16 protein-coding genes are annotated in these 14,747 nt (G+C 73.9%); 11 read left to right on the top strand and 5 right to left on the bottom strand.

What is annotated here, in order from left to right:
- Positions 1–96 precede the first annotated feature (96 nt).
- Entirely contained in the window at positions 97–360 is a 264-nt protein-coding gene (locus ELR47_RS04310) for a hypothetical protein (protein ID WP_130648773.1), read from the bottom strand.
- Positions 361–783: 423 nt separating this feature from the next.
- Here ELR47_RS04310 and ELR47_RS04305 point away from each other — a divergent pair, with 423 nt between their 5' ends.
- Positions 784–1,188: a thioesterase family protein gene (locus tag ELR47_RS04305; RefSeq protein WP_130648772.1), complete on the top strand. Its 405-nt coding sequence runs from the start codon at positions 784–786 to the stop codon at positions 1,186–1,188.
- A 45-nt stretch (positions 1,189–1,233) separates the two neighbouring features.
- Here the strand turns inward: ELR47_RS04305 and ELR47_RS04300 are convergent, their stop codons facing one another.
- Both ELR47_RS04300 and ELR47_RS04295 read right to left on the bottom strand, forming a co-directional pair.
- Entirely contained in the window at positions 1,234–2,136 is a 903-nt protein-coding gene (locus ELR47_RS04300) for a diacylglycerol/lipid kinase family protein (RefSeq protein ID WP_130648771.1), read from the bottom strand.
- Positions 2,133–3,626 (bottom strand): leucyl aminopeptidase, encoded by a 1,494-nt coding sequence (locus ELR47_RS04295; RefSeq protein ID WP_205745435.1) that lies wholly within the window; start codon positions 3,624–3,626, stop codon positions 2,133–2,135. The genes ELR47_RS04300 and ELR47_RS04295 overlap by 4 nt, the downstream gene beginning before the upstream one ends.
- A gap of 72 nt (positions 3,627–3,698) precedes the next feature.
- Here ELR47_RS04295 and ELR47_RS04290 point away from each other — a divergent pair, with 72 nt between their 5' ends.
- Both ELR47_RS04290 and ELR47_RS04285 read left to right on the top strand, forming a co-directional pair.
- A complete protein-coding gene (locus ELR47_RS04290) occupies positions 3,699–4,181 on the top strand; it encodes a cupin domain-containing protein (RefSeq protein WP_130648770.1) in 483 nt (160 codons plus the stop codon).
- A gap of 143 nt (positions 4,182–4,324) precedes the next feature.
- Entirely contained in the window at positions 4,325–4,861 is a 537-nt protein-coding gene (locus ELR47_RS04285; RefSeq protein ID WP_130648769.1) for a BON domain-containing protein, read from the top strand.
- Between the two features lie 63 nt (positions 4,862–4,924).
- Here the strand turns inward: ELR47_RS04285 and ELR47_RS04280 are convergent, their stop codons facing one another.
- Positions 4,925–5,395, bottom strand: coding sequence for an SRPBCC family protein (locus ELR47_RS04280; protein WP_130648768.1), 471 nt, complete (start codon positions 5,393–5,395; stop codon positions 4,925–4,927).
- A gap of 268 nt (positions 5,396–5,663) precedes the next feature.
- Between ELR47_RS04280 and ELR47_RS04275 the strand changes: the two genes are divergently transcribed.
- The 4 genes from ELR47_RS04275 to ELR47_RS04260 all read left to right on the top strand — a co-directional run bounded on the left by ELR47_RS04275 (position 5,664) and on the right by ELR47_RS04260 (position 9,540).
- A complete protein-coding gene (locus ELR47_RS04275) occupies positions 5,664–6,434 on the top strand; it encodes an alpha/beta fold hydrolase (protein WP_130648767.1) in 771 nt (256 codons plus the stop codon).
- A 303-nt stretch (positions 6,435–6,737) separates the two neighbouring features.
- The gene (locus ELR47_RS04270; RefSeq protein ID WP_130648766.1) at positions 6,738–7,478 is read left to right on the top strand and encodes a glycosyltransferase; all 741 of its coding nucleotides are present in this window, start codon (positions 6,738–6,740) and stop codon (positions 7,476–7,478) included.
- Positions 7,475–8,356: a dihydropteroate synthase gene (gene folP, locus ELR47_RS04265; RefSeq protein WP_130648765.1), complete on the top strand. Its 882-nt coding sequence runs from the start codon at positions 7,475–7,477 to the stop codon at positions 8,354–8,356. The genes ELR47_RS04270 and folP overlap by 4 nt, the downstream gene beginning before the upstream one ends.
- A gap of 128 nt (positions 8,357–8,484) precedes the next feature.
- Positions 8,485–9,540: a CapA family protein gene (locus tag ELR47_RS04260; protein ID WP_130648764.1), complete on the top strand. Its 1,056-nt coding sequence runs from the start codon at positions 8,485–8,487 to the stop codon at positions 9,538–9,540.
- Here the strand turns inward: ELR47_RS04260 and ELR47_RS04255 are convergent.
- Positions 9,527–9,946 carry a CoA-binding protein gene (locus ELR47_RS04255; RefSeq protein WP_130648763.1) on the bottom strand — a complete coding sequence of 140 codons (420 nt, stop codon included), beginning with the start codon at positions 9,944–9,946 and terminating at the stop codon, positions 9,527–9,529. The two genes, ELR47_RS04260 and ELR47_RS04255, sit on opposite strands and share 14 nt — an antisense overlap.
- Before the next feature lie 72 nt (positions 9,947–10,018).
- On the opposite strand from ELR47_RS04255, the gene ELR47_RS04250 reads away from it, so the two are divergent.
- From ELR47_RS04250 to ELR47_RS04235, 4 genes are all read left to right on the top strand, one after another.
- Complete coding sequence (locus ELR47_RS04250; protein ID WP_130648762.1) at positions 10,019–10,405, top strand: (2Fe-2S) ferredoxin domain-containing protein; 387 nt, start codon at positions 10,019–10,021, stop codon at positions 10,403–10,405.
- 261 nt (positions 10,406–10,666) lie between these two features.
- Positions 10,667–11,770: a 4-hydroxyphenylpyruvate dioxygenase gene (hppD, locus tag ELR47_RS04245; protein WP_130648761.1), complete on the top strand. Its 1,104-nt coding sequence runs from the start codon at positions 10,667–10,669 to the stop codon at positions 11,768–11,770.
- 593 nt (positions 11,771–12,363) lie between these two features.
- Complete coding sequence (locus ELR47_RS04240) at positions 12,364–13,872, top strand: aminotransferase-like domain-containing protein (protein WP_165403837.1); 1,509 nt, start codon at positions 12,364–12,366, stop codon at positions 13,870–13,872.
- A 171-nt stretch (positions 13,873–14,043) separates the two neighbouring features.
- The gene (locus ELR47_RS04235; RefSeq protein WP_130648759.1) at positions 14,044–14,742 is read left to right on the top strand and encodes an enoyl-CoA hydratase-related protein; all 699 of its coding nucleotides are present in this window, start codon (positions 14,044–14,046) and stop codon (positions 14,740–14,742) included.
- The last annotated feature ends 5 nt before the right edge of the window (positions 14,743–14,747 follow it).

The following is a 14,747-nucleotide window of genomic DNA, read 5'->3' as shown; positions in this document are numbered from 1 at the left end:
GTGCCCAATGGGGGCGGCCGCGCGTGCGGCACCCGCGACCCCGAGCGGTCACGGGCGGCGCCCGGAGCCCGCCCGCGTACCGCCCTCGGCGAGGGCTCAGCCCTCCCCGTCGCCGCCGGTGTCCGCGTCGACGTCGATGTCGACCTCGTCGGGCACCTGCACCTCCGTGCCCCCACCGCCGTCGTCGCCACCGCCGAACGGGTTGCCGAACAACCACACCAGCAGCGCGACGATCACGACGATGCCGAGCAGCACGGCGATCACCGTGCCGGCACCGCCACCACCGCCACCGTTGGTCACGATGACCTCGCGCTCACGCGCCGGCGGCTGCTGCTCGGGATCGTTGGGTGGCTGCGCCATGACGACTCCTCCTGGTTCGGGAAGGCTGGTCGGGCTCTCGCTGCCTCGCCGCGGGTCGATGCCCGCCCCCGTGCCGGCGGTGCGCCGGTCAGGATGCGACTCCCCGACCCGGCCACGGCCGGCCGATGGACCGGCCGAACCGCCGCACGTGCGGATCCGGGTGGCTGTCCGGCCACCCCGGCCCCATCCGTGCGGCCGGTGGACGAACGACGCCGAACTCCCCGACATCCGTTGCGGCGGCGGGCGTGCGGTCGACAGGTACGCTCGACCGGTCCGGGCCGTCGGCCCCTCGACGGCGGACTCGCTCGCCGACGCCGCCTGGCACGCCGCCTGCGACGTCGCCCGTGGCCGCCGTCCTGCCACCATCCGTCTCCCGCGAACGCCTGCGGTCTCCCGCCTGCTGTCTACGAGTGAGGACGCATCATGGGTCGCTGTGACCCCGGCCTGAAGCTCAAGCGCGAGCTGACCGTCACCGAGGAACACACCGCCGCCGAGCTCGGCTCCGGCGACGTCCCGCTGCTCGGGACGCCGGCGCTGCTGGCGCTGGCCGAGAGCGCCTGCGTGCAGGCCATCTGCGAGGACCTGCCCGAGGGGCAGACCTCGGTGGGCGCCTGGGCCGAGGTCGAGCACCTGCGTGCCACCCCCGTGGGGCGCACCGTCCGCGCCAGCGCGACCCTGATCGGGCACCACGGGCGCCGCCTCGAGTTCAACGTCCTGGTCGAGGACGAGGGCGAGCCGGTGGCCCGGATCCGCCATCGCCGCGTGCTCGTCGACCGCGAGCGTTTCCTGGCCAAGGTCCAGCGCACCACCGCCGCCACCACGGCCTGACCACGCGCCGCGCGTCGGCTCGCGTCGGCACGTGTCCGGGGCCGGTCATCCCACGTAGCGCCAGGCACCGGCGTGGGTCCGCCAGGTCCGTCGCGCGTCGCTGGGCTCGCCGAGCTCCCCGTCGACGTCGTCACGCAGGTCGTGCCCCTGCACGCTGACCTCGCGGCCACGGGCGAGCAGCACGTCGTCGCGCTCGAGATGGGTGCCGCGCTGCAACGCCAGGCCGAAGGCCGCCCGCTCGAGCGGCCCGGTCGCCTGCACCACGACCACGTCGAGGAGCCCGTCGGTCGGGTCGGCGTCCGGGGCGACCCGGGCGCCTCCGCCGAAGCTGGTGCCGTTGCAGACCGCGACCAGCAACGTCGGCCCGTCGCTGAGACGTCGGCCGTCGACCACCACCTCGACCGGCTCGCTGGTCTCGGTCACCCCGGCCAGCAGCGCACCGACGGGGTAGGCGAGCCCGGACAGCGAGGACTTCAGGGCGTCGGCCCTGGCCGCCGCCGTCGCCCCGAGCCCCAGGTGCAGGGCGTTGACACAGGCGCGCCCGCCGTCCTCGACCAGCAGGTCCATCGGTCGTGGGACGGCAGCGAGCAGGTGGCGCGCCGCCGCCGCCGGGTCCTCGAGCGGCACGCCCAGGGCACGGGCGAAGTCGTTCCCGGTCCCCAACGGCAGCAGTCCGACCGGGATGTCGCGTCGGTCGGTCGCGTGCAGACGGCCGACCGCGACGTGCAACGACCCGTCGCCGCCGCACACCACCAGCGTGCGCCCGTCCAGGTCGTCGAGCACCCCGTCGACGTCCGACTCGCGCTCGCAGGCGCGGACCTCGACCTCGGCACCGGCCCCGGTCAGGACCTCGCCGGCGGCGTCGACCGCCGACTCCTGGGCGCTGCCCGCCGCGGCGTTGACGAGCAGCACGTACCCCCCGCCCACCGCACCGGCCGCGGCGTTCATCCGGCCCGCAACCAGCGCAGCAGCGTCCGCACCGGCACGCCCGTCGCCCCCTTGGTGTGGTAGCCGCTCGCCTCGTCGGTCCAGGCGACCCCGGCGATGTCGAGGTGGGCCCACGGGATGCCCTCACCGACGAACCGGTGCAGGAACAGCCCGGCGAAGATCGTGCCGGCGGAGCGGCTGCCGGAGTTGCGCAGGTCGGCGATGGCACCCTCGAGCCGCTCGCCGTACTGCTCGTTCGCCAGCGGCAGCCGCCAGAACGGCTCGCCGCTGTGGGCCGACGCGTCGAGCAGTCGCTCGGCGAGCGTGTCGTCGGACGCCATCAGCACGCCGATGCGTTCACCGAGTGCGACGACCGCCGCACCGGTGAGCGTCGCGACGTCCACGATCGCGTCGGGCTGCAGCTCTGAGGCGTGCACCAGCGCGTCGCCGAGCACCAGGCGGCCCTCGGCGTCGGTGTTGATCACCTCGACGGTGGTCCCGCCCTTCATGGTGAGCACGTCGCTGACACGGGTCGCGGTGCCCGAGGGCATGTTCTCGGCCAGCGCCAGCAGACCGGTCACCTTCACCGGCAGTCGCAGTTCGGCGGCGGCACGCACGACCGCGGCGACCGTGGCCGCCCCGGCCATGTCCATCTTCATGGTCTCCATCGACTCGGACGGCTTGAGCGAGATGCCCCCGGTGTCGAAGGTGATGCCCTTGCCGACCAGCGCCACCGAGCGCTCGGCGCCGTCGGGCTCGTAGGTGAGCTCCACCAGCCGCGGCGGCTCCGACGACCCCCGCCCGACCCCGAGGATGCCGCCGTAGCCACCCTCGACCAGCGCCTGCTCGTCGAGGATCCGGACCCGGACGTCGGTGCCCGCGAAGGCCTCCGCGACCCGATCGGCCAGCGCCGGCGGGCGCTTGTCCTGCGGCGGCGTGTTCACCAGGTCGCGCGCGAAGCGGGTCGCCCCCGCCACGGCCTCGGCCTCGTGCACCGCCGTGCGCGCCGCCTCGACGTCGGCGACCTGCAACGTCACCGACTCGAGCTGGTGGGCCGCGGGCGCCGAGCGGTAGGCCGAGAACCGGTAGCTGCCGAGCAGCAACCCTTCGACGACGGCGGCGACCGCGTCGCCGGCGTCGGCGTCGGTCACGGCCCCTGGCAGGTCGGTGGCCAGGGACTCGATCCGCTCGGCGGCGCCGGCGACGGCCGCGGCGGCGCGGCGCAACTGGTCGGTACCGGCCCGCTCCACCGGCCCGAGACCGACCACGACGACCGTCGCGGCGGCGACCGCGCCCCGCGTCGGCACGCGTGCCAGCTCACCCGGGCCGGCCCGGAAGCCGACGGCGGACAGCTCGGCGGTCAGGTCGACGCCCAGCGCCTCGCCGAGTTGCGCGGCGGCACCGGCCAGGACGGGCGGCGCCTGGTCGCCCTCGCCGGCGAAGGCGGCGACGGCCAGCAGGGCGGCGTCGCTGCTGGCGAGTGGTTCGGCGGTGACGTCCACGCGGGGCACGGGCTCTCCTGGACAGGTCGGGGGTCGGCCTGCGCGAGCCTAGTGACCCGCGCGCGCCCCTACGATGGGCACATGGACGCCACGCCTCCCGATGCACCCGACACGCCCGGTCCGGCCGCCGACCCCGCGGTGTTGCCGGTCGACCTGCGCGACTACGTCCGCTTCCGCGACGCAGCGGCCACCCGCGTGCGCGTGTTCGCGACACCGCGGCTCGCCCTCGACCTGTGGTGTCTGCAGCCACAGCAGGCGACCGGCGTCCTGCACGATCCCGAGCGCGACACGAGCTACACCGTGGTCGGTGGTCGATCGTGGTTCGTGACCGACGAGGGCGAGATCGGCCTGGACCCGATGGGTGCCCTGCTCGTCCGTGCCGGCACCGTCCACGGGATCGACAACCGGGCCCCCGATCCGCTGATCGTGCTGGCCGTCACCTCCCCGCCCGATCCGACGCCTCCCGACGTCCCCGAGGCCGACGACGGTCTGGCGATCCGCTACGACGAGGCCGCGCCCGGGCCGTTGCGCCGCGCGCTGACGCGCTTCCTCGGCGGCGACTGACGTCCCGCTCGGATCCCTCGGTCGGCGCGTCGACCGCGAGCGGCGCGGTTGATCGTTCGTCGGTGGCGTCCGGCCGACCCGACCGCTTGCCTCGGTGTCGCCGTTTCCCACGGCAGCCATCCCGACGGAGGACCGAACCCACGATGCACGACGCCGAGCACGCCCTGATCATTCCCGACGACGACCTCGGGATCGACCGCGACGACGACGGCGGCGGCGGTTCCGGTTGGGCCGGCCGCCTGCTGTGGCTCGCCATCGGTGCCGTGCTCGGCGCCGTGGCGACCTACTTCGCCGACCCGGACCGTGGCAACGCCCGCCGGGCGGAGCTCGCACAACGCGCCTCCTCCACCGGCCGGGACCTGCAGGAGCAGGCCGTCGACCAGGGGCGCGACCTCGCCCAGCGTTCGGTCGGTGCGGCGATCGATGCCGTGCCCGAGGTGAGCGACCCCTCCGACGAGAAGCTGCACGAACGGGTCCGCGCCCAGGCCATCGGTCCGGCCGACGCCGCGACCGCCAAGCTCGTCACCACCGTCCGTGACGGCGTGGTGGAGGTCCGGGGGCAGGTCGACACCGACACCCAGCGGCGGGAACTGCTGCAGCGGGTCGCGGACGTCGACGGCGTCCGGGAGGTCGTCGACCTCACGCACCTGCCGCACGAGCCGGCCCCCACGCGCAGCTGACGGACGCCCGGTCCGACGCTCCGGGCGGGCACCGTCCCGGAGCGTCGGCGTGGTGCGGTTCGGTCAGCGCGCAGCCGCGTCCGCGCCCGGTGGGTCCGACTCGGCCAGCGCGGCCAGCCGGGCCAGACTCCGCCCGAAGATGCGTCGCAGCACCGGCAGCACGAGCGTCGAGGCGCCCCACTCGCCCAGCCGGCCCAGCGGCGGATCGATCTGTTCCCACCAGGTCACCCGGGTGACGTCCTCGCCGAGCGGGGTCAGCACGAACGCGCCCGTCCCGGTGATGATCGAGCCGAGGTGGGTGACCTCGAGATAGCCCGGCGCCTCCCAGCCGGTGACCCGCATCACGTCCTGCACGGTCACCCCGAGCAGGTTGGTGGGGCAGCGCAGGGTCACCCCCACGCCCTCGCGCGCCGGCGTGAGGACCTCGACCGCCTTGGCGTCGAGCATCCAGTCCGGTTGGCGCTCCCACGTCGTGAGCACGTCCCAGACCCGGGCGCGGGGTGCCGCCACGTCCTGGACCACCTCGAGCCGCATCGGACCTCCTGCCTGCCGGTCGTGACCGGGGTTCGGACCCTACGCCGTCCGCGATGGGTCGCGGGGTCCGACCCGCCACGGTGACCGGCGTCCGGACGGGGCGGGCGGGCGGGCCGATCACGGCGACGGCGGTCCCCCATTAGGCTTCGCTCGCCATCGGCGCCCGACCCGGCGCCACGGTCCGGCACCGCCGGACCGCATCCCCGCCCGCTCGGGCGCGCGCCAGGCGGCGCCGCGACCAGGGCACCCGACCTCCAAGGACCGGCCCATGTTCGCCGACATCGACGGCAACACCATCCAGTACAACAGCTACGGCGAGGGCCCACCCGTCGTGTTCGTCCACGGTCTCGGCGGCAGCGCCAACGTCTGGCACGGCGTCATGCAGGCCATGAAGCAGCACCACCACTGCATCGCCCTCGACCTCCGCGGTCACGGCCGCAGCCAGGGCCGCGGCAAGTTCTCCGTGGAGGGCTGGGCCAAGGACGTGCACAAGCTCATCCGCCACCTCGAGTTGCCCGCGGTGACGCTCGTCGGCCACTCGCTGGGCACGCTGATCGTCCAGCACCTCGCCCAGACCTCGCCCGAGACCTGCGACCAGCTCGTGCTCGTCGGCGGGATCTCCTACTTCCAGCCCCCCACCGCCGACGCCTACCGCGAGCGCGCCGAACTGGTGGAGAAGGACGGTCTCGACCCGCTGGTCGACGCCTGGCTGGAGGGCGCCGTCTCCCCCCAGTCGCACGCCACGCACGGCGGCACCGTCGGGCTGCTGCGCGAACTGTTCCTGCGCAACGAGCCGCAGAGCTACGCCAAGTCCTGCCGTGCCCTGGCCGACGCCCCCAAGATCCGCCGCGACGAGATCGGCCAGCCGACGCTGGTCGTCACGGGCGCCCACGACCGCTCCACCCCGCTGGCCATGGCGGAGGAGCTCAAGGCCTCGATCCCGGTCAGCCGCGTCAAGGTGCTGCCCGACGTCGGCCACTGGTCACCGGTCGAGTCCCCCGGCGCCGTCGCCGCCGCCGTCCTCGAGTTCCTCACCTGATCGATCCCATCCACCACCCCCATCGTCTCGCTCGCTCCGCTCGCTCGTTGCCCCACCTGATCGATCCCATCCACCACCCCCATCGTCTCGCTCGCTCCGCTCGCTCGTTGCCCCACCTGATCGATCCCACCCACCTCCCCGATCGTCTCGCTCGCTCCGCTCGCCTGACGTCAGGGGCTCGTCGAGGGTCGCGACCAGCAGGACCGCGGCGGACACGACCGCCGTCGCGGCGGCGACGAACCACGTGAGCACGGTGGGCCTTCCGTTGCGGTCGGGCGCGCCGGCCTCCCGCGGAGCACCGCCGTGACGCTACTCGCCTTCCCCGCGCTCGACGAGGCGCCGCACGTGGCGCGCCTCGCGGCCTTCGCCGCCGACGCCGTCGCCGCCGGGGTCGTGGACCGGGCACTGCTGCTCGACGGTGGCTCCCGCGACGGCACCCCGCAGCTCGCGGCCCGGCACGGCCTGGAGGTCGTCGACGCGCGGGCGCTGACCGGTGGACGGGCACTGCGCGGCAAGGGCGACGCCGTCGCCGCGCTGCTGCGGACGACCGACCACGACCGGCTGGTGCTGCTCGACGCCGACGTCGAGGGGCTGGCCACCGCCAGCGTGACCCGGTTGCTCGCGGCGCTCACCCGGCCGGTCGCGCTGGTCAAGGGGGTGTGCCGGCGTCTGGATCCCGCGACCGGCACCGTGCGCTCCGGCCGTGTCAGCGAACTCGTCGCCCGGCCCGCCCTCGAACTCCTCGGCAGCCGGCTGGCCGGCCTGCGCGATCCCCTCTCCGGTCAGGTCGCCGTGCACGTTCCCTCCGTCCGCGACCTCGACCTGCACCCCGGCTACGGGCTGGAGCTGTCGATGCTGCTCGCCCTCGAACAGCGCCACGGCGCCGGGGCCGTTGCCGAGGTGGACCTCGAACCGATCGCCCACCGGCACAAGGACGTCGACGAACTGGCCGTCGTCGCCCGTGAGGTCCTGGCGGTCGCGCTGGGCGCCGCAGCCGCGCGCGGGGCATCCTGGCGCCCCGACCCGGACCCGGAGCGACCGTGAACCCGCGCCTGATGGGGATCGTCAACCTCAATCCCGATTCGTTCTCCACCGCGGGCGAGGAGGTCGACGACGCCACCGCCCGCGCGTTGCGGCTGGTCGACACCGGCGCCGAGGTGATCGACCTCGGCGCACAGAGCGCCTCGCCGAGCACGCCGGTCGTCCCGGCCGAGGACGAGCTCGCGGTGCTGACCCCGGTGGTCACCGAGCTGGCCGCCCGCGGCGTGACGGTCAGTGTCGACACCTACAAGCCGGCCGTGGCCGCCGGCGTCGTCGCCGCCGGCGCCCGCCTCGTCAACGACTACTCCGGCAGCGACGACGCCGAGATGCTCGAGGTCGTGGCCGGCACCGACGCGCAGTTCGTGCTCACCCACAACATCGGGCCGGTGAAGCAACGACTCACCGACCCCAACCTCTACGACGACGTGGTGCTCGAGGTCGGGGACTGGTTCGCCCGGCAACTCGAGCGACTGGCCGCGCACGGCGTCGCGCCCGAACGCGTCGTGCTCGACCCCGGCATCGACCTGTCCAAGACCCCGGCACAGACCGTCGCGGTCCTCGCCGGCCTGCCCGACCTGCGCGCCAGGTTCTCCAACCCCCTGCTCGTGGCGATCTCCCGCAAGGACTTCATCGGCACGATCGCCCGGGCGGTCCCCCACGAGCGCGGTCCCGGCACGCTCGCCGCCCTGGTCCCGCTGGTGCGGATCGACGACACCATCGCCCGGGTCCACGACGTCGCGGCCGCGCGGCAGTTCCTCGACGTGCTCGGCGTGCTCGAGGGCCGAGCGACCCTCGACCGCGACGCGGTGCTCGACCCGGCGCTGTACCGCTCCGACGGTCGCAGCGGCGGCACCGGTGCTGCCGCAGCCGCGGGGTCCTGAGCACCTGCGCCGTCTCTCACGCGCCGACGGGCCGAGCCGGCGTCGTCGCACGGGTACCTGCGCACGCGGATGTCGGCGTTCCCACCGCCACCCGGCATGCTGCGTACACCCGTACGAAGGTCCAGGGAATGCGCGTCCGTGCCCCCCTCGTCGGCGTCGCCCTGCTGGCCGGCGCCTGCGCGTCCACGCCCGCCGACCCCGAGGTGGTCGCGGCGGCCGACGAGGCGACGACCGAGCCCGCCCCGTCGGCCCCACTGACGCTCGCGTTCGTGGGCGACATCCACTTCGCCGACCAGCTCGGCGGAATCGCCGCCACGGACCCGGGGGCGGTGCTCGCCGGGGTCAGGGCCGCCTGGGCCGATGCCGACCTCGTCATCGGCAACCTCGAGACGGCCGTCACCGAGGGCGGCACCCCGGAACCCAAGCAGTTCACCTTCCGCACCCCGGCGACGTCGCTCGCAGCGCTGTCGAGCGCCGGGATCGACGCGGTGTCGTTGGCGAACAACCACGCCGGCGACTACGGCGCGGACGGACTCCGCGACACCCTGGCCGCCGCCGACGGCAGCGGACTCGCCTTCGTCGGGATCGGCGCCGACGAGCGCCAGGCCGCCGGACCGGTCTGGTTCGAGCGGCACGGGTGGGACGTCGCCGTCCTCGCCGCCACCGACGTCCTCGACTCGTTCGCGCAGGAGACCTGGGTCGCCGGTGACGGGCGGACGGGCATCGCCTCGGTGAAGGAGCCGTACACCGACCACTTCGTGGAGCAGGTCGCCACGACGGCGGCCGAGGCCGACCTGACGCTCGTCTACCTGCACTGGGGTCGCGAGAAGGACACCTGTCCCACCGACCGTCAGCGCGAGCTCGCGCAGCGGCTCGCGCAGGCCGGCGCCGACGTCGTGGTCGGCACGCACGCCCACCGCGTGCAGGGCGGCGGCCGGTCCCCCGACGGCGCACTGGTGCACTACGGGCTCGGCAACTTCGTGTTCGACACGCCGCCCGGCGAGGGCGAGCACGCCGGCGTCTACGTCGTCGAGGTCGCGCTCGACGGCACCACGATCGACCGGTGGCTGCCCGTGCGTCTCGACGGTGGTCTGCCGGTCCTGCTCGAGGGCCAGCAGGCCGCGGCGGGCGCCGAGCGCTACGCGGCCGCCGTCGCCTGCACCGACCTGCTCAGCCGACCGTGATGCCGCGCACCGCCACCTCGACGGCCAGGCAGCGGTCCTCGACGTAGTCCATCCCGGCCTGTTCGGCCACGGTGCGGGCCTCGGACGACCGCAGGCCCGTCTGCAGCCACAGCGCGGGAGCACCGATCGCGGCGGCCTCGCGGGCCACCTGCGGCGTGTGCTCGACGCGACGGAAGACGTCGACCAGGTCCACGGGGGCGTCGAGCTCCGCGAGACTCGCCACCGCGGGCGTACCGAGCACCTCCCCGACCCGGGGATTGACCGGCACGAGCTCGTAGCCGGCCTGGAGCAATCGCCGCATCACGCCGTGGCTGGGACGCGACGGGTCGTCGGACGCACCCACCACGGCGATGCGTCGGGTCCGGCGCAGCAGCTCGTCGATGCCGGCGTCGTCGGTGACGTCCACGGGGCGACCTCCTCGTGTGGGACCGGACAGGCTACGGTGCGACGAGCCGCGCACCCCCGGGAGGATGGCCGCATGGCACGTGTCGGTATGCCCCGCAAGTGGGTGTTCGTGTGCATCAACGAGCGACCGCAGGAGCACCCGCGACCGTCGTGCCTCCGCCGGGGTGCGGCCGACGTGTTCGAGGCCATGCGCGAGGAGACCGGCCGGCAGGGACTCGTCGACGTCAAGGTGGTCGCCTCCGGCTGCCTCGAGCCCTGCATGGTCGGACCCGGCATCTACGTGGCCCCCGACGACGTCTGGTACGGCGGCGTGACCGTCGAGGACGTCCCGCGGATCGTCGAGGAGCATCTCGCCGGCGACCGTCCGGTGGAATTCCTGCGCATCGGCCGGGAGGAGTTCGCACTCTCTCCGCTGCAGGGCCGCACCGATCTCCCGCCGGGCATGATCCCTCCGGCCTGACACGACCGACGCACGCCGACCGCTCGTCGGTCTGCGGTGACCGCGCCACCACGCTGCGTCAGCGGCCGGAAATGCCGCCTTCCCCGCGGGTGTCCGTACCCTTGACGCGGCACGTCCAGAGGCGGGACGCCGGCGAGAACGCCGCTCTCCCGCCCTCGACGACGGCATCGACGGCACGTGACCCGTGCGTCGTTGCCAGCGCCCGCACCCGAGACGCTCGCGACGCCACCCGTCCGCCCGCGCAGGAGGGAGCCGTTCCCCGTGATCGACCATGACCTCCCTGACCTCCCCCTGCTGGGGTACGACGCCATCGAGTTCTGGGTCGGCAACGCCAAGCAGGCCGCGCACTACTACCGCTCGGCGTTCGGGTTCCGGGTCGTCGCCTACGCCGGTCCCGAGACCGGCGTCCGTGGCCACGCGTCCTACGTGCTGCAGCAGCGGGCGATCCGCTTCGTCGTCACCTCGGGCCTGTCACCCGACCACGAGGTCACCCGCCACGCTCACCGCCACGGCGACGGCATCCGCGACGTCGCCTTCCGGGTCACCGACGCCGAGGACGCCTTTCGCATCGCCGTCGAGCGCGGCGCCGAGGCGCACCTCGAACCGACCGTGGAGGAGGACGTCCACGGCAAGGTCGTGCGGGCCTCGATCCGCACCTACGGCGACACCATCCACTCCTTCGTGCAGCGTGACGACTACTCCGGCATCCACCTGCCCGGCTTCGAGGAGGTCGGTCACGACCCCGTCGCACGCCCCGTGGGCCTGTCGTCGGTCGACCACGTCGTCGGCAACGTCGCCGCCGGCGAGATGGATCGCTGGGCCGGCTTCTACGAGCGCATCCTGGGGTTCTCCCAGCTGCGCCACTTCGACGACGAGGACATCTCCACCGAGTACTCGGCGTTGATGTCGAAGGTGCTCTGGGACGGGCACGGTCGCATCAAGATGCCGATCAACGAGCCCGCCGAGGGCCGCAAGCGGTCACAGATCGAGGAGTTCCTGGACGCCTACGGCGGCCCGGGGGTCCAGCATCTCGCCCTGTCCACCGGTGACATCGTCGGGACGGTGCAGACCATGCGGGCCAACGGGGTGTCGTTCCTGCCGGTGCCGGCCGAGTACTACACCGAGGCCCGCGCACGCGTCGGTGACGTCGACGAGTCCTGGGACGACCTCGCCGCGCTCGGCATCCTCGTCGACCGCGACGAGGAGGGGTACCTGCTGCAGATCTTCACCGAACCGGTGCAGGACCGCCCCACCGTGTTCTACGAGATCATCCAGCGCCACGGGTCCCGCGGTTTCGGCGCCGGCAACTTCCGCGCCCTGTTCGAAGCCATCGAACGCGAACAGGCCCGCCGCGGCAACCTCTGACGCACTCCGGCGAGCGGTTACCCGCGCCCACGACGGAAACCACCAACGCCCGCACCCCGGCCGGCCCTCGCACCACGCGGTTTCCCGCGCCCACGACGGAAACCGCCGATCCCCCGCCCCGCCAACCCGCCCACCGAACGACCCCTGCGCAGGCGACCACCCCGCCCGCAGCGGACCCGCTGCGGGCGAGATGGTCGGGAAAAGAAGCGTCCCCCCGGTGGGAGGGCCGGGGGGACGTCTTGCGCTCGGGCTCGGGACTCGCGGGGGGATGCTGTAAGTGGGAGAGAGAGCATCCGGGCGGTGGGAGAGCCGCCGGGTGGGAGAGGTGCGAGACCGGTCATCGCCCGAGCGGTGACGCGAGGAGGCTGGGAGAGGGAGCGTTGCCGCCTCGCGTACGTTTATGCAGTTGTGCCGGAGTCGCGCGGTGGGGCCGGTCGTAGTGCCTACCCCGAGCGCCGCGGAGTGTCGATTCCGGTTGGCCCGGTGCTCGATTCGGAGGGAGAGCCGAACCGTGCCCTTTGGCCTGGTACGAGGTACGGTACCACGGCCGGCGTTCCGGTCCAACTCTTCCGAGCCTTCACATTGGACTGCCATTGGATGATCCAATCCGCGAAAGTGGTCCGCACCTCGCTGGCATTCTCGACCAGGCGCTGACCGGCGACGGACCGCTGTACCGACAGCTCGCCGACGGTCTCAAGCGGGCCGTGGACCGGGGCGAGATCCCGCTGGGCACGGTGTTGCCGCCCGAGCGTGTCCTGGCGCGGTCGCTGTCGGTCAGCCGCGCCACCGTGGTCGCGGCCTACGACCGCCTCAAGAACGAGGGCTGGCTCGAGAGCCGGCAGGGCTCGGGCACGTGGGTCCGCCGCCCGGAGGGCGAGGACCGGGGCGGCGTCGACGCGGTGGCCACCGCCCGTCTGTTCCTCTCCGACGACAAGGCCGACCAGCGGACGGGTCCCGGCGAGCCGCCGATGCCCGACGACGAGGACCTGATCGACCTCTCCGTCGCCGCGGTGACCGGCTCGCCGATGGTGGTGGACATCCTCACCTCGTTGTCCCCCGACGACGTCTCCTCGCTGGTCGCCCACCACGGGTACGTCCCGCACGGCCTGCGGGCCCTGCGCGAGATCGTCGCCGCCCGCTTCACCGTCGCGGGCCTGCCCTCCAGCGAGGACCAGATCCTGGCCACGACCGGTGCCCACCAGGGCATTTCGCTGGTGGCCCGCCAGACGCTCCAGCGCGGGGACACCGTGTTGGTGGAGAGCCCGACCTTTCCCGGCGCCCTCGACGTCTTCCGTCGCTTCGGTGCCCGCATGGTGCCCCTGCCGGTCGACGGCCACGGTGCACGGACCGAGGTGCTGCCCGACCTGCTGGCCCGGACCGAGCCCAAGCTGGTGTACGTGTCCCCCAACTTCCACAATCCGACGGGGACGGTCCTGCCGGAGCAACGTCGGCGCGTGCTCGCCGAGCTGGCGGACCGCACCGGGATCGTGGTCCTCGAGGACCTCGCGATGGGCGACGTCGACCTCGACGCGGCACCGTTGCCGCCACCGATCGCGGCGTTCTCGGACGGTACGGGGGCCATCCACACCCTGGGTTCCACGGCCAAGCTGTTCTGGGCCGGACTGCGGGTGGGCTGGCTGCGGTCCCCGGCGAGCTGGACCGTGCGCATGCTGGCGACCAAGACGGTCGCCGACCTCGGCACCCCGCTGCTCAGTCAACTGCTGGCCGTCCGGCTGCTCGAGCACGCGGACCAGGTCCTGGCCGACCGGCGGGCGGAACTGCTGCCGCAGCGCGACCTGCTCGCCGATCTGCTGACCGAGCACCTGCCGCAGTGGCAGTGGCAGCTGCCCTCGGGCGGGCTGTCGCTGTGGGTCACCTTGCCGGCCGGCAACGCCGAGGAGTTCGCGGAGCTGGCCCTGCGCCACGGGGTGTCGGTCGTCCCGGGTCCGGCCCTGTCGGTCGACGAGGGCAACCGGCGGGGGCTGCGGCTGGTGTTCTCCCGGCCCGAGCCGGTCCTGCGCGAAGGGGTCCGCCGACTGGCCGCGGCCTGGCAGGCCTACGAACCGATCGCCTCGCGCGCCCCCACCCGGCTGCTCGTCTGAGCGGCACCGTCCTGCGGCTCCCCGTCGACCACCTCGCGGGGTCACGTGGCCCCGACCGTCCCGGGTCGTGGCCGCGGGCGTACCGCGATCTACGATGCCCGCTCGACGAGGCGGTCCGCCGCGCCGGCGCACCGACACGCCGGCGCACGCGGGCAGATATGGGGAGCTGCCATGGCCATCAGCCGCGAGGTGGACGACGCGGGCGTGCTGACGATCACGCTCGACGACGGGGAGAAGAACGCGCTCGTGCCCGAGACCTTCGACGCGTTGATCGACGCGTTCGACGCGGACACCGACGCGCAGGCCGTGGTCCTCGCCGGACGGCCGGGCATCTTCACCGCCGGGCTGAACGTCAAGTGGATGGCCGCGAACGGTGGCGCGGGCGTCGAGCGCCTGCTGGTCCGCTTCGGCGAGTGCCTGATGCGGGTGTGGACCGACCCCCGGCCCACCGTCTGCGCCGCGACGGGGCACGCGATCGCCGCCGGCACGATGTTCGCCATGGCCTGCGACCACGCCGTCGCCGCCGAGGGCGGCTGGTGGGGGTTGACCGAGACGCAGATCGACTTCGAGCTGCCCGAGTTCGGCATCGCGCTGGCCCGGCACAACGTGCGCACCGACCGGCTCGAGGACCTGCTGCTGCCGGGCCGACGCATCGACGCGGCCGCGGCGGTCGAGGCCGGGTTCGCCGACGAGGTGGTCGCTGCGGACGACGTCCTCGCGACCGCACGCGCCCGCGCGGCCGAGCTCGCCAGCCTGCCGTCGCGCAGCTACGCCGGCACCAAGCGCCGGCTGCGCGCCACCGACGCGCAGGCGGTGCTGGCCGGTCTGCCGACCGACATCGCGGCGCTGACGGCGCACCTGCCGGTCTGACCCGG

The organism is Egicoccus halophilus (assembly GCF_004300825.1).
In the GTDB taxonomy this organism is placed as follows: Bacteria; Actinomycetota; Nitriliruptoria; order Nitriliruptorales; family Nitriliruptoraceae; genus Egicoccus; species Egicoccus halophilus.
This window is presented reverse-complemented; position numbering and strand designations above follow the sequence as displayed.

Coding starts and splice junctions, on each gene's coding strand:
- ELR47_RS04235 (WP_130648759.1), top strand. CDS start 14,044: ATGGCCATCAGCCGCGAGGTGGACGACGCGGGCGTGCTGACGATCACG.
- ELR47_RS04275 (WP_130648767.1), top strand. CDS start 5,664: ATGTTCGCCGACATCGACGGCAACACCATCCAGTACAACAGCTACGGC.
- ELR47_RS04310 (WP_130648773.1), bottom strand. CDS start 360: ATGGCGCAGCCACCCAACGATCCCGAGCAGCAGCCGCCGGCGCGTGAG.
- ELR47_RS04280 (WP_130648768.1), bottom strand. CDS start 5,395: ATGCGGCTCGAGGTGGTCCAGGACGTGGCGGCACCCCGCGCCCGGGTC.
- ELR47_RS04305 (WP_130648772.1), top strand. CDS start 784: ATGGGTCGCTGTGACCCCGGCCTGAAGCTCAAGCGCGAGCTGACCGTC.
- ELR47_RS04300 (WP_130648771.1), bottom strand. CDS start 2,136: ATGAACGCCGCGGCCGGTGCGGTGGGCGGGGGGTACGTGCTGCTCGTC.
- ELR47_RS04250 (WP_130648762.1), top strand. CDS start 10,019: ATGGCACGTGTCGGTATGCCCCGCAAGTGGGTGTTCGTGTGCATCAAC.
- ELR47_RS04285 (WP_130648769.1), top strand. CDS start 4,325: ATGCACGACGCCGAGCACGCCCTGATCATTCCCGACGACGACCTCGGG.
- ELR47_RS04290 (WP_130648770.1), top strand. CDS start 3,699: ATGGACGCCACGCCTCCCGATGCACCCGACACGCCCGGTCCGGCCGCC.
- ELR47_RS04260 (WP_130648764.1), top strand. CDS start 8,485: ATGCGCGTCCGTGCCCCCCTCGTCGGCGTCGCCCTGCTGGCCGGCGCC.